General features: G+C 51.5%; 11 protein-coding genes. All 11 read left to right on the top strand.

Annotated features, from left to right (window positions below):
- Window positions 1-66: 66 nt before the first annotated feature.
- The 11 genes from A3842_RS03980 (at window position 67) to A3842_RS04030 (ending at window position 14,587) form a co-directional block, all read left to right on the top strand.
- Complete coding sequence (locus A3842_RS03980; protein ID WP_074100531.1) at window positions 67-1,602, top strand: DUF4153 domain-containing protein; 1,536 nt, start codon at window positions 67-69, stop codon at window positions 1,600-1,602.
- A 117-nt stretch (window positions 1,603-1,719) separates the two neighbouring features.
- A complete protein-coding gene (locus tag A3842_RS03985; protein WP_074088474.1) occupies window positions 1,720-2,415 on the top strand; it encodes a Crp/Fnr family transcriptional regulator in 696 nt (231 codons plus the stop codon).
- A gap of 244 nt (window positions 2,416-2,659) precedes the next feature.
- Window positions 2,660-4,354, top strand: coding sequence for a methyl-accepting chemotaxis protein (locus A3842_RS03990; RefSeq protein ID WP_074100523.1), 1,695 nt, complete (start codon window positions 2,660-2,662; stop codon window positions 4,352-4,354).
- Window positions 4,355-4,891: 537 nt separating this feature from the next.
- Window positions 4,892-8,719: a galactose-binding domain-containing protein gene (locus A3842_RS03995; RefSeq protein ID WP_074100524.1), complete on the top strand. Its 3,828-nt coding sequence runs from the start codon at window positions 4,892-4,894 to the stop codon at window positions 8,717-8,719.
- A 183-nt stretch (window positions 8,720-8,902) separates the two neighbouring features.
- Window positions 8,903-9,487 (top strand): TetR/AcrR family transcriptional regulator, encoded by a 585-nt coding sequence (locus A3842_RS04000; RefSeq protein WP_074100525.1) that lies wholly within the window; start codon window positions 8,903-8,905, stop codon window positions 9,485-9,487.
- A gap of 142 nt (window positions 9,488-9,629) precedes the next feature.
- Window positions 9,630-10,073, top strand: coding sequence for a flavodoxin domain-containing protein (locus tag A3842_RS04005; protein ID WP_074088480.1), 444 nt, complete (start codon window positions 9,630-9,632; stop codon window positions 10,071-10,073).
- Window positions 10,074-10,284: 211 nt separating this feature from the next.
- Window positions 10,285-11,205: a cysteine synthase A gene (gene cysK, locus A3842_RS04010; RefSeq protein ID WP_074100526.1), complete on the top strand. Its 921-nt coding sequence runs from the start codon at window positions 10,285-10,287 to the stop codon at window positions 11,203-11,205.
- 30 nt (window positions 11,206-11,235) lie between these two features.
- On the top strand, window positions 11,236-12,177 hold the full coding sequence (locus A3842_RS04015) for a hypothetical protein (RefSeq protein ID WP_074100527.1): 942 nt from the start codon (window positions 11,236-11,238) through the stop codon (window positions 12,175-12,177).
- A gap of 243 nt (window positions 12,178-12,420) precedes the next feature.
- Window positions 12,421-13,218 (top strand): sensor histidine kinase, encoded by a 798-nt coding sequence (locus A3842_RS04020; RefSeq protein WP_074100528.1) that lies wholly within the window; start codon window positions 12,421-12,423, stop codon window positions 13,216-13,218.
- A complete protein-coding gene (locus A3842_RS04025; protein ID WP_074100529.1) occupies window positions 13,215-13,880 on the top strand; it encodes a response regulator in 666 nt (221 codons plus the stop codon). Before A3842_RS04020 ends, A3842_RS04025 begins: the two co-directional genes overlap by 4 nt.
- A gap of 47 nt (window positions 13,881-13,927) precedes the next feature.
- Window positions 13,928-14,587 (top strand): YcnI family protein, encoded by a 660-nt coding sequence (locus A3842_RS04030; protein WP_256701496.1) that lies wholly within the window; start codon window positions 13,928-13,930, stop codon window positions 14,585-14,587.
- Window positions 14,588-14,870 lie beyond the last annotated feature (283 nt).

Here is a 14,870-nt window from a genome sequence, read left to right on the forward strand (position 1 = left end):
CTCTTTTTCTTCTTATTTTATCAGCTAAAATCAGGATATGAAAGTAAGAAGATGGAGGTATTTACCATGAATGATCCATCCGCAACGAAACAGGAACGGGCTCTCCAGGCTCTGGGGGCGGCTTTTCTGCTGGCGGTCCTGAATCAGTATCTATTTTACGGTACAGTGCCAGGGGTATCCTATCCGATCTTTGTGTGTTTGTTTTACGGGTTTGTGTTCTATTTTGCCAAAGACAAGCTGCGCAAGCCTTCTGTGGTCAGCTATATCTGGCTCGGAGTAATTGTGCTTCTTTCCTTGACCTATGCGTTATTTGCAAATTGGGTTTTCTTCGGACTGAACCTGCTGGTTATTCCGGCGCTGATTTTATTACATATGACCTATATGCTGAGCTATAAGCAGCCCTCCTGGAGCAGGATCGGGATTATAGGGGCGGCTGCTGAGCATTTTTTTGCCCAAAGTCTGCGGCACTGGGGAACAGCTCCACAGATCATCCGTAGAATCTTCGGCGGGGAGAAAATTAAGGACGAACGGAAGCAAGTGCTGATCAAGGTGTTAATCGGACTGGGAATCTCTTTACCGCTGCTGCTGATTGTAACCTCACTGCTCTCCTCGGCAGACGGGGTATTCCATGAAATGCTGGCGAAATTCCCGCAGATGCTGGCACGGATTTCTTTTGGCGAAGGGATTGCGCGTCTGCTGTGGGTGATCCTGCTGGGACTGGGCATGTTCGGCCTCCTCTGGGGCTTTGTCGATCACAAGGTGTATATATGGAATCCTAAGCCGGAGCTGAATATGGAAATCTTGCCTGTCCCGGATTCTGCCTTGGAGCTGCTTCCTGAGCCTTTGGCGCTGAAAGTGGACCCGGTGATCCTTACTACCATTCTCACCGTCATCAATACGGTGTATGTGCTGTTCGTCAGCGTACAATTTTCCTACCTCTTCGGTGCCTGGGATGGCATTTTGCCGCAGGGCAGCACGTATGCCGATTATGCGCGGAGCGGTTTTTTGGAGCTGATTCTGGTGACTTCGATCAACTTCGTTCTGCTGCTGCTGTCCCTGCATTCGGATCGCCCGGAGAGAAGCCTGCTGCGTACAACTGTTCATATTCTGCTCTATATCCTCGTACTCTGTTCTGTAATCATGCTGTATTCTGCCTATTCCCGGCTGATGCTGTATGAAGAGGCTTATGGCTACACGTATATCCGGTTTCTGGTGCATGCATTTATGATCTTTCTCGGACTGTTACTGGTGTTAGCAGCGGTACGGATCAGCCGGGTACAGTTCCCGCTCGCGCAGTGCTGTCTCGCCTTAGGTTTGCTATCCTATGTACTGGTGAACTATATCGGCATGGATCATATTATCGCCAAGCAGAATATCCAGCGCTATCAGAAGAGCGGCGTCCTTGACACCAGCTATCTATCCCGGCTGTCACCGGACGTCCTGCCGCTGCTGATCAGCTTCAATAAGCAGGAGAACGGCAAGCTGGATGCGGTCCTCCGCGAAAAGTGGGAAGGTCAGCAGACAACCAAGCGGAAATGGCCAGCCTTCAATGTGGCGAAGTTCCGTGCCGAGCGGGCCCTGGAGCATTACTTTGACAAGTAGAATGATCCGCCAAGATGCAAAGATACCTTCATTATGTTGTGAGCCGGGTGTTGGCTGATTCTCCGCTGCTGTGTTACATTTAGTTCATTCGTGACAGAGGTGGGGAGGAAGCGGCTGATGCAGTGGATTGCAGACCGTGATCAGGTCAGTGCTCTGGCCGGGCAAAATGGTCTGAAAGATATATTCAGCAGCGGGGCGATTTCCGGAATGGAGCTGCGGCGGTACAGTGACGGGGAGGCTATTTGTTCAGTGGGTGACCACCTGGAGCATCTGTATATTCTGGTGCAGGGCAGGCTCAAGATTCATACACTGCTGCCCAACGGAAAATCGCTGCTGGTGCGTTTTGCGAGACCGATGTCGCTGATCGGGGATGTGGAGCTGCTGCGGCAATATCCGGTCAAGAATGAAGTGGTGTCGGTGGACGAAAGCTTGCTGCTGGTTGCAGGACGCGAGCTGGTTCTTAAGGAGTTTGAGCAAAATACCGTACTTCTGCGTTATCTGGTAGGAGAGCTTAGCCACAAAATGTATACGCTTGGCCAGACTACGGCGCTAAATTTGCTATATCCGCTGGAAAACCGCTTTGCCAGCTATCTGCTGTCCCTGTTTGCAGACAGCGGCGGCCAGCGCGTGGAAGAGATCCGTACAGCTACACTTGCTGAAACCGCGGATTTGCTCGGAACCAGCTACCGGCATCTGAACCGGATCGTGCGCCGTTTTGTAGAGGAAGGTATCATTGAGCGCAGAAAAGGAAGCCTCAGTGTGCTGGATCAGAACAAGCTGGCTCTGCTGGCGAACGGCAATCTGTATGAATAATCCAAACCGTCAATTCCTGCGCTAGGGCAGGAGGGGCGGTTTTTTTGTTGTAAAGGAAACTAAGATAACTCTTAGCCTTACTTCAGTTTCATTTAAGCTTGGAGAAGTAGGATGAAAGTATCAGGAAATACTTAACTTCAGCAAAAGGAAGGAGAGCAGAGAGACCGTCATAACGATTAAGCTCTACATAACGGATCACCATTGCAGCCAACCCAAAAGTACATACAGATACGGAGGAATACTTATGTTCACCAAGATTCGCGCCAAAATATTATTCGGCTTTGCCGCAGTCATTATTGTGTTTCTTGTCGCTATTGCCGGCAATACCTTCTTTCAAAGCAAGGTCAGCATGCTGACGGATCAGATTAACCGCAATTACAGCAAGCTGTCACTGGTACAGGGGCTGACGGACAAGATCCGCACAGCCGACGGGCTGGCAGCAAGGTATGTGATGAGCAACACGGATGAGGAACGGAAGACATACCTTAGCAGCTATGAAGCTCAGATTCCTGAAATTACAGCGGCGGTTAAGGAACTCCAGGCCACCGGGCTTAGCGAAGCAGAGCAATCTGGAATTACCAATTTGCAGAATGAATGGACTAATTATCTGACGGTGCTGGATAGTGCCTTCGCACAAGCGAAGGAGGGGAATTTCCCTGTAGCCCAAAAAGCGTTCACAACGCTCTCCCTGGATAAAGTTATTGATTCCCAGCTGGTGCTTCAGAATGTGCTGACCGAAGAAATCCAGAAGAAACAGAGTGAGGCCGACAATCACCGCAGCTTCGCGATGGATGTCAGCCTGAGCGTGACAGGATTGTCCGTGCTGCTGGCCGCAGTAATTGCACTGCTCTTGTCGGCGCGGATCCTCAAGCCGCTCCGCAGTGTCAACGTGCAGCTGCAGGAAATTGCTGAAGGCGATGCTGACTTGACCCGTAAGCTCTCGGTGCGGAGTAAGGATGAAATTGGGGAGCTGGCGATGAACTTCAACAAGATGACGGATAATCTGGCAGTAATGATTGGGCAGGTGTCAGAATCGGCAAGCGGATTAGCAGCTTCCTCCATAAAACTTACCTCCGACAGTGGAATGACTGCCGAGACTACAGAGAAGATCGCAGGTATTATGGGTGAGGTAGCCTCCGGCAATGAACGCCAGATGAATGATCTGCAGACCAATATGACCACGATTGTAGAGATGTCTATTGGCATTCAGCAGATCGCCTCCAGTGTGCAGGATATTTCTGAAGCTTCGATCCGTTCAAGCGAATACGCTGTTGCCGGTGATAAATCCCTGCAGGCGGCAGTTCAGCAAATGGCTTCAATTAATCATTCCATCCAGACTTTGTCCGGGCAGGTGCTGAGCTTTGTGGGCCGTTCGCGTGAGATCGCCAGCATTGTCGATGTTATCAAAGGCATTGCCTCGCAGACCAATATGCTGGCACTGAACGCAACGATTGAAGCGGCACGGGCCGGAGAGCAGGGGCGCGGGTTCGCTGTGGTCGCGGATCAGGTCCGCAAGCTGGCTGAGCAGTCCGGTGAATCAGCCAATCTCATTGCCGTGATGGCAGCCGGCATTCAATCCGATGCCGACGATGCGGTGAAGATCATGAAGAACAGCATGAGCGAGGTGCAGGGAGGGACGGCGGTTATTGAAGAAGCCGGCAGATCCTTTGGCCAAATCCGCATTTCTATCGATTCCCTGGCGGGCCAGGTGCAGGAAGTTTCCGGAGCGGTGGAAGAAATTACAGCAGCTACTGAAGAAATTGTGGAGTCTATCCGCACTGTAGTGCAAATTTCTGAGACTACTGCGGCTAGTACCCAGCAGGTGTCTGCCGCTTCGCAGGAACAGATGGCATCGGTAGAGCAAATCGCGTCCTCCGCAAGTGTCCTGAACTCAATGGCTCAAGGGCTGCAAGGATTGGTCGCCCGGTTCAATGTATAGCAATTGGAGCTTTTTCAGCAAAGCTTTATCTCCTGTTCATATAGATTTAAGCTTCAGAGGTTATAGTCATCCTATGACCCCCCTTATAATAGACCTTGGCCCTGCCGGAGACGGCGGGGCTCTTTTTTTGTCTGGAAAGTACCGAATGAACCATTCCCATATAGCCATTGTCAGTACATTTGCAGAACTCCGTGAGCTGCTGGGGCTGCAATAATATCTTCAGAATACCCACGAATCGTATAATTGCACATACTATTCATAGAATCGGCCCTCGATCAAAATCTAGCGATATCTTATATTATTACCATAATTAGTTAGTTATTGGGGGGAGTCTCCAGGCTCGGTCAATATGTCTTGCGCTTGCGGTTTGTGGTCTGCAGGGTTCCCAGGGAGCAGGAGAACAGATAACTGGCTAATTAACAGATTATCTACAACAGGGGAGGGACGTGAAATCCAGGAAGAAGGCCAAGCTTAAAAGGAATTTTTGTAAGCGCATACTTTTTTGACGGATCCTATAATTATGGGAGGTGGTTGTCCATGTTAACAGGAAATAAAGCATCTGCCAGAAAAACATTTCTCGTGTACTGCCTGGTCGCAGTTCTGTTCGTAGGCCAGCTGGCGCTGTTTCCGGCTGTCAGCTCGGCGGCGGGGAATCTGGCAGCAGGCAAGACGGTTACGGCAAGTTCAGTCGGAGATGTGTACATTGCATCAAACGCAAATGACGGCAATCAGGGAACGTATTGGGAGAGCGCCAGTAATGCTTTTCCCGAATGGATCAAAGTGGATCTTGGCGCAAACAGCAGTGTGAATCAGGTGGTACTAAAGCTCCCGGCCTCCTGGGAGGCAAGAACGCAAACGCTTTCGGTTCAGGGCAGCACCGATGACTCCATTTACAGCGATCTTGCGGCCTCAGCCAGCTACACATTCAATCCTTCCAGCAGCTCGAACACGGTAACCATTCATTTCACGACTGCCACAGCCCGCTATCTTAAAGTGAATTTCACCGCGAATACAGGCTGGCCGGCGGCACAAGTATCAGAATTCGAGGTGTACGGCACGTCGGCTTCCCCTAACGGGACTTATGAAGCGGAAGCAGCAGTATTATCCGGCGGAGCCAAAACCAATACCGACCACAGCGGCTATACCGGATCAGCTTTTGTTGATGGATATCTTACACAGGGAGCATCCACAGCCTTTACGGTTACAGCCGCTTCTGCAGGCAGCTACGACGCCGCCCTGAGATACGCCAATGCCTCGGGCAGCACCAAGTCGCTCAGTGTGTACGTTAACGGCACAAAGGTCAAGCAGACTTCGCTCAATAATCTGGCGAATTGGGATACCTGGTCAACCAAAGTGGAAACACTCAGCTTAGCTGCCGGAACCAATACGATTGCTTACAAATATGATCCTACGGATTCCGGCAACGTAAATCTGGACCAACTGATCCTTACGCCGGGAATCACACCCACCACAACGCCAACAGCGACTCCTACAGCAACGCCAGCGGTGACACCAACACCAACGCCAACGCCATCTGCTTCGCCAACAGCCACACCAAGCACAGGCCCGGGGTCCAATCTGGCTGTTGGTAAAAGCATTAATGCGTCTTCCTCCATTTATACGTTCGTGCCAACAAATGCCAATGACGGCGATGTGGCAACTTACTGGGAAGGTGCGGGCGGAAGCTATCCCAATACTCTGAGCGTCAATCTTGGTGCTAATGCCAGTGTGACCTCGGTTATCGTAAAGCTGAATCCCGCTTCCGCCTGGTCTACACGTACCCAAACGATTGAGGTGCTCGGGCATAATCAGGCAGCCTCCACCTTCACCAGTCTGGTCCAGGCAGCTATGTATACATTTAATCCGGCTACCGGCAATTCTGTGACCATACCGGTTACTGCCACCGTGAGTGAGCTTCAGCTGAAAATCACCACCAATTCCGGTTCAAGTGCCGGACAGGTGGCTGAATTGCAGATTATCGGTACTCCGGCAGCCAATCCGGATCTAACTGTAACATCAATGTCATGGTCGCCGTCTGCACCGGTTGAGACAGATGCCATTACATTAACTGCCGCTGTCAAAAACGCCGGAAGCGCTGCTTCCGCCGCGACAAATGTCAGCTTCTACCTGGGCACAACCCTGGCGGGAACCGCGCCGGTCGGTTCTCTGGCCGCCGGTGCTTCAAGCAATGTGTCATTGAACATTGGTGCTAAGGATGCAGGAACGTATGCGCTGAGCGCCAAGGTTGATGAGAGCAATGCGGTCATCGAGCTCAATGAGGGGAATAACAGCTACACGAATCCTTCTTCCCTTACAGTGAATCCGGTATCCAGCTCGGATCTGATCGCTGCTCCGGTAAGCTGGACGCCGGGCAATCCGGCCGGAGGCAATACCGTAACCTTCCAGATCGCTATCAAAAACCAGGGAACTGCCGCTTCCTCCAGTGGGGCGCATAACCTTACGCTAACCGTAACGGATGCTGCAACGAATGTCGTGGTCAAAACGCTTACCGGCTCCTACAGCGGGGCCATTGCCAGCGGAGCTACGACAACACCGGTTACACTTGGCACCTGGACGGCTGCAAACGGTAAATACACAGTGAAGAGTGAAATTGCCGCAGATGCCAATGAGCTTGCAGTAAAAAGAGCCAACAACATCCAGACTCAACCGCTGTACATCGGCCGCGGGGCTAACATGCCTTACGACATGTATGAGGCAGAGGACGGAGTGACTGGTGGTGGAGCTGTCAAGCTTGCACCGAACCGTAATATCGGCGATCTGGCAGGTGAAGCCTCGGGCAGAAGAGCCGTTACGTTGAACTCGACAGGCAGCTATGTGGAATTCACCACCAAAGCCAGCACCAACACGCTCGTCACCCGTTTTTCCATTCCTGATTCAGCCAGTGGCGATGGAACCAATGCTACGCTGAACGTGTATGTCAACGGGGCGTTCACGAAGGCCATCAGCCTGACCTCTAAATACGCCTGGCTGTATGGCTCGGAGACCAGCCCCGGCAATTCGCCAAGCGCCGGCTCGCCGCGCCATATCTATGACGAAGCCAATATGATGTTCGACAGCACGATTCCGGCCGGAAGCACGATCCGCCTGCAAAAGGATGCTGCGAACACCTCGCAGTATGCGATTGACTTCATCAGTCTGGAGCAGGTATCGCCGGTTGCCAACCCGGACCCGGCCAGATTCACTGTTCCGGCCGGGTTCACGCACCAGGATGTGCAGAATGCGCTCGACAAAGTCCGGATGGACACTACCGGCAGCCTTATAGGGGTATATCTCCCTGCCGGAACATATCAGACAGCGAGCAAATTTCAGGTGTATGGCAAGGCTGTAAAGGTGATTGGCGCAGGACCCTGGTATACCCGTTTTATGGCACCGGCTAACCAGGATAACACGGATGTCGGCTTCCGGGCGGAAGCTTCTGCGAACGGGTCCACTTTTGCCAACTTTGCCTATTTCGGCAACTATACCTCACGGATCGACGGTCCCGGCAAAGTGTTCGACTTCTCCAATGTATCGAACATTACCATCGACAACATCTGGACCGAACATCAGGTATGTATGTATTGGGGCGCGAACACCGACTACATGGTGATCCGAAACTCGCGCATCCGCAACACCTTTGCCGACGGCATCAATATGACTAACGGCAGTACGAACAATCTTGTCTCCAACAATGAAGCCCGGGCTACGGGCGACGACAGCTTTGCGCTATTCTCGGCGATTGATTCCGGCGGTTCTGATATGAGGGATAATGTGTATGAGAATCTGACCTCAATCCTGACCTGGCGTGCAGCCGGGGTGGCGGTCTATGGCGGCTATGCCAACACCTTCCGCAACATTTACATTGCCGACACACTCTGCTATTCCGGGATTACGATCAGCTCGCTAGACTTCGGATATCCGATGAACGGGTTTGGGGCTTCACCGACAACGGATTTCCAGAATATTTCGATTGTCCGGGCAGGCGGACATTTCTGGGGCTCCCAGACCTTCCCGGCCATTTGGGTCTTCTCAGCCTCAAAGATCTTCCAGGGTATACGGGTCAGCGATGTCGACATTATTGATCCCACCTACCATGGCATCATGTTCCAAACCAACTATGTCGGTTCATCGCCGCAGTTCCCGTTAGCCGATACGATCTTCACGAACATTACCATTTCCGGCGCGCAAAAGAGCGGAGACGCTTTTGACGCCAAGTCGGGTGTAGGCATCTGGGCCAACGAATCGGCTGAGCCCGGCCAAGGCCCGGCTGTTGGCTCGGTAGTCTTCAATAATCTGAAGATTACGAACACCGTGACGCCAATTAAAAATACGACGTCTACCTTTACGATCACCGTTAATCCGTAGTCCGGTTTATAGAGGTGCTTTAGTTCCAGACACAACCGTCTCTTCTTTTATGGAAGAGGCGGTTGTTGCCTGCCAACTAAAAACATCCTATCTCCAGACCCCCAGCTTGAAAGTAAGAGATTGCTATGCTACAATTCGAATGAATATATTTATATTCATTCATGATCTTGGGGGTCTACATCCATGGAAGACAAAAAAACGGAGATTTTTAATCGCGGAAAAGAGCTGTTCAGCTCCAAAGGCTTCAAGGATACCAATGTGTCCGATATTACGAAGCTGGCCGGGGTGGCAGTAGGCACCTTTTACAATTATTACGCCTCGAAAGAGAAGCTGTTCATAGAGATCTATCTGAAAGAAAATGAGAAGCTGAAGCAGAGCATCATGGAGACGGTGAACCCGGACGATGAGCCTGTGAAATTGCTGAAGGAAGTTATGGCTCTGAATTACAGCGGCATGATTTCGAATCCGATTTTGAAGGAATGGTACAACCGGGAGCTTTTCAGCAAGCTGGAGAAGGAATTTTATGAAAAAGGCGGCATCGAGAGCATTGATGAATTCACGAACAGTGGTACGCTCGAGCTGATTAGGAAGTGGAAGGCAGAAGGGAAAATAAGAGCAGATCTGGACGACGATCTGATACACGCGCTGCTCAGTGCCATTCCTTATATCGATATCCACAAAGAGGAGATTGGCATACAGCATTTTCCGCATATCCTGGATTATTTCGTCGAGTTTGTGATGAAAGGTCTGACAGATGTACCGAAATAAATGAAATGAATACGGGTGAGAAGATGAACCATGCGGTGAATGCAGCTTAAGCTTCATGCGCATTATTTTTTTCTATAAATGAATGAATAATTTTAAGTTCATTCATATTATATAATATAGGTTTGAAGAGAGAGGTGCACTTATGAAAACATTGATTATCTACAAGTCGGTCCACAGAAAGAATACGGAAAAGCTGGCCAAGGTGATGGCAGAGGTTATGAACGCAGATGTGGCGAAGGTGGAGGATGTCCGGCCGGAGGTGCTGGAAGGTTATGATCTAATCGGTTTTGGTTCAGGGATTTATGCATCCAAGCTTCATAACAAGCTATTCAAATTCATCCGGAAAATGCCTGCCACAGACAAGAAAGTATTTATTTTTTGCACATCCGGGTCCGGCGAATTTAAAAAGAAAGAGCTGATCACAGAAAAGCTGGAGTTGAAGGGCTGCACCATCGTAGCAGAGTTCAACTGCTCCGGTGAGTTCAGTCCCCTCGGATTCAATCTGGATAAAAAAGGACATCCCGATGAGAACGACTTGAAACGTGCGCGGCAGTTTGCACAGGGTCTTGTGGACTTGCAGCAATAAAGCGGTGACTTCTAGCGGATGGGTGCAGTCTGACTTCGCAGTGCATACGGGCGGGAAGCCTGATGCAGGCCATAATATATCTATTTGTACTTCAAGCGGGAGTATACAAATATTCCGTTCCTCTGAAGCCTTGCTCCAGGCAATCGACAAGAGCCGCCTTAGAGCGCTACAATGGGGTGATAAATAGCACAAGTAATGAGGAGGCTTATCCATGTCATCCCGAGTAGTCAACAATATTACGGAACTGATCGGCGATACGCCGGTGGTCCGCTTGAACCGTCTGACCGGGCCTCAGGATGCCGAGCTGTACGTGAAGCTGGAAATGTTCAACCCGAGTGGCAGCGTGAAAGACCGCGCAGCTTATAATCTGATTCTCCAGGCCGAGCTTGCCGGAAGCTTGAAACCGGGCGGTACGATTATCGAGCCGACGAGCGGAAATACCGGCATCGGACTAGCCATGAATGCCGCGGCCAAAGGCTACAAAGCCATACTGGTAATGCCGGATAATATGACGAAGGAACGGATCAATATTTTAAAAGCATATGGAGCGGAAGTTGTTCTGACTCCTGCAGCGGAGCGGATGCCGGGAGCCATTGCCAAGGCACTGGAGCTGGGTAAGGAAATCGCGGACAGCTTCATTCCGCAGCAGTTCGAGAACAAAGCGAATCCCGATATTCACCGGACCACAACAGCCCCGGAGATTATGGCGCAAATGGATGGACGGCTCGATGTGTTCGTAGCCACCTCAGGGACGGGAGGCACGATTACGGGCACCGGAGAGGTGCTGCGCCAGCAACTGCCGGATATCCGCATTGTTGTAGTGGAGCCGCAGGGCTCGCCGGTGCTCTCCGGCGGAACGCCCGGACCGCATAAGCTGGTGGGAACCAGCCCGGGGTTCGTACCTGCGATTCTGAATACCGGGGTATATGATGAAATTGTCCAGGTCTCCGATGAGGATGCACTGGAAATGGTTAGAAGCCTGGCCAGCACAGAGGGAATCCTGATTGGGCCTTCCGGTGGAGCGGCGGTATGGACGGCGCTGCAGGAAGCACGGCGGCTGGGGACCGGCAAACGGGTGTTGTGCATCGCTCCCGACACAGGTGAACGTTACCTGAGCATGGGTATATTTTAAATGATAATGACGGGTCTGGGAGGTACTTCAATGCTGAAGCGGCTTGGGATTGCTGTAATGGTCTTTCTGCTGATCACCGGATGCTCTTTGCAGGAAGCGGACTCTACGGACGGGCGTAACCCGGGGACGTCACCAGCAGCCTCGGCAAAACAGAGCGATCCGCCAGTGCAGCCGTCACCAGCGGCAACACTAGATCCCGCGAGTCTGAACGCAAGCTTCGGGTTTGCAGACCTTACAGGCAAGCGCATCCTGGCGGCATCGGAAGATGACAGCAAGCTGGCGGAAATGAAATCGCTAAATATGGCTGTTGGTCAAGGCGGTCAGTTACTCACCGTGAGATTTGAGAAGTGGCAGCGTGGCACCGCAAACAGCGACGGCAGAGATCTGGCGAATAATTTTGCCAATCTGTCCGGATATGTTTTTACTGTTGAGGAAGGCAGTGCCGCATCAGATGAAACCTACTACTTGGCAGATTCTGCAGTATTTGCTCCCGGGTCGCTGCTTAAGGTAGAGCCGGCAGGAGGCAAGCCGCAGCAGCTAGGAGCCGATCATCCGGTGCGGAAGGAAATCTTGGCGCGTAAGCAGCGGAAGATTCAATCGATCTGGAAATTGGCAGACCTGTCGGCTTCGTCAGACCCGTCCGGAGAGCTGCATTTGTATCTGGTCCAGTTCGCTAGACAGGATAAGAATATGCTCTTTAGTCTGGTTCTGCAAAAGAATGCAGAGCTCAGCTTCGCGGACTATCCTGCTGTCATCCAGGAAGATGATTATTCAGTCTGGCGCGTCGATGACGGAGGCGAAATCCTCCCGGAGATGTTCTCACTGCTTTTTGCGGCAAGGACAGCAACCGGTGTGGCACTTGGTATCAACTGGTGGGGAGCGGAAGGTGTGAATTCGTTTTTCCTTCTTCAGCAGGGCATAGACCTGAAGGAAATGGATGTGCGGTATAGCCGGTATACTTCGCCTTTGTAGACCACTCAGTAACAGTGAACGGCGGATGGAATGGATAATATACGGAATGAACGGATGTGGTGCGAGCCGCATCTGTTTTTATGGAATTTTAAATACTTATTTTTGTAACATTTACAGCCTAGTCATAGCCCTAAAGAGTCATGCCCGGGTTAGCGGGAGAATGCTAATGTAATCCTTAAGAATGGGGAGGGGACAGCAACGTATACAAGAATTAAGCTGCTTATTCTGCTGCTGCCAACCGTCATGGTCGGCATTTGGGAGATTGTACGCCATCAGTTCCTGATGCCTTATCTCTCCATGAACATGGGCAATTACTTAACCCCTGTACTGGTGTTCCTGTTCAGTATAGTCCTGCTGTTACCGCTGTTCTCCCTCATGGAAAAGAATGTACAGGAGCTGGAACAGGAACGTATGCTTAAGACGGCAATGGAGGCCCGGGAGGCGCTGGCGAAAGAGCTGCATGACGGGATGGCGCAGTCTTTATTCTTGCTGTCGGTACGGATTGACCGCCTGGAACAGAAGCACGAGCGGGGCGAGATGAACGGGGAAATGATTGGACAGCTGAAAAAAACCGTGCATGAGGTCAACCGCTATGTCCGGCAGGCTATATCCAATCTGAAGGTTCCGGTTACGGGTCCGCAGGCGTCTCTACTTAAGCTGTCGGTACAGGAGCAGCTCGCACAGATTGCCCGTGAGGTTTCAATTGACGTAGCCTTGGACTGGGATCTGAGGGAGGAAATCTTCAGTCCTTCTGAACAAGCGGAGCTGCTCTCCTGTATCCGTGAGGCGATGATTAACGTACGCAAGCATACCCGGGCGGGCAAGGTTGCGATTTCCGGCCGGGCGGATGAGCAGGGCTGGCGGGTTGCAGTCTCCGATGACGGTGCCGGAATCCGGCATGAGGACCCTTTTGCCGTAAGCGGCAGCTATGGGCTGCAGATCATGAAGGAACGTACAGAAGGCATGGGCTGGACGCTTACGCTGAAATCCGGGGATTCCGGGACCGTTGTAGAGATTGCCAAAAGGGGGACCTCCGTATGAACCGCTGCCGGGTGCTTGTAGTGGATGATCATGCCCATGCCCGTGAGGCGATGTGTGAGATTCTGGCGATGGATGAGCACTTTGAGGTCATCGGTGCTGTGGGGAGTGGTGCTGAGGCGATAGAGTGGACCGGACAGTGGATGCCCGATCTGATTCTGATCGATATTCAGATGCCGGAGATGGATGGCTTGGAGACCACACGGCGGATCAAACAGGAATATCCCTATGTCAAAATCGTAATCGTAACCGTTTCCGACGAAATCTCCTATTTATTCGAAGCGCTGAAGCAGGGGGCACAAGGGTATCTGCTGAAAAATCTGGCCCCGTCCACCTGGATCGAATACCTGCTGGCGATTGTCAGTGAGGAGGTTCCGCTGAGCCGGGAGCTGGCTTTTCAGATTCTGAAGGAATTTGCTGTCACTTCCGTCAAGGAAGAGCGGGAGGCATTAACGGCGCGGGAGAAGGAAATACTGGGCTGTGTCTCCTCCGGCTCCACGAATAAGGAAATTGCGGCAACACTTGGCATTTCGGAGCATACGGTCAAAAACCATCTCAAAAACATCCTCCAGAAGCTGCAGCTGCAGAACCGCACACAACTTACGCGGTATGCCCTGGAACAGGGACTGGCTTCACGGGAAAGGGATTTCCCCAAGAAAAAATAGAACGAACCGGAAGATTCAGTGAATTCATGAAAAGGGGGACATGTAATTTGAATAAACTTTTCCGTAAAATCGCAGTTTTAGCCGCACCCTCTGCCGCAGCCCTGATGTTGTTCGCTGCGGCTGCCAGTGCGCATGTGACCGTGGCTCCGGCAGAATCAACCACAGGTGCATGGGAGACATATACTCTGAAAGTGCCTTCAGAAAAAGAGGCTGCCACTGTGCAGATCGACCTGCGTATTCCCAAAGGGGCGGAATTCAAACAGTACGAGGCTGTACCGGGTTGGAAAGTGACGATTGACGGCAATAAAATCAGCTGGACATCGACCGGAGCAGGGATAGAGGCCGGGCAGTTCCAGCGCTTTTACTTCACGGCCAAGAATCCGGATACCGCAGGCGAAATCGCCTGGGATGCCTACCAGCATTATGCCGACGGCAGTCTGGTCCAGTGGTCCGGTGATGAAGGAACGGATACCCCTCATGCCATCACCGAGATTGTGCAAACAGCCTCAGGGAGCAGCAGCCATTCTGACGGTTCGGCGAATATGGACACGGGTGCCAAGGATTCAATGAGCATGGATGAGCACAATGCGATTATGGAGAATCAGAATTCAACGTCCAGTGTTTCCCCGCTGCTGTACATTGCACTGGGCATTTCTCTGCTGTCTTTTTTGCTGGCGGCAATTGGGCTGCTGCGGGGACGGGCATAGCGCTAAGCGGGTACACACGACAAGAGACCGGGCAACGTTGATCCTAAAGCTATTCCTTTGCTGTAGAGCTATATTGCAGCAAGGAATAGCTTTTTTTAGTACATAAGAATGTATATGTTTCACGAATAGAATCATCTTTCTCTTTCTCGCTGAAACGGATGCCTGAAAGCGATACGCAGTATGCTGTTTCGGAAGCATAACGAAACGGGATGACTTGAGGCGCCCAGGGCGGGACAGTTTTATCTTTATATACTTAATATGTAATTATTAGCGAGAAAATGGT

Source organism: Paenibacillus sp. P3E, assembly GCF_001909045.1.
Lineage (GTDB): Bacteria > Bacillota > Bacilli > Paenibacillales > Paenibacillaceae > Paenibacillus_AQ > Paenibacillus_AQ helianthi.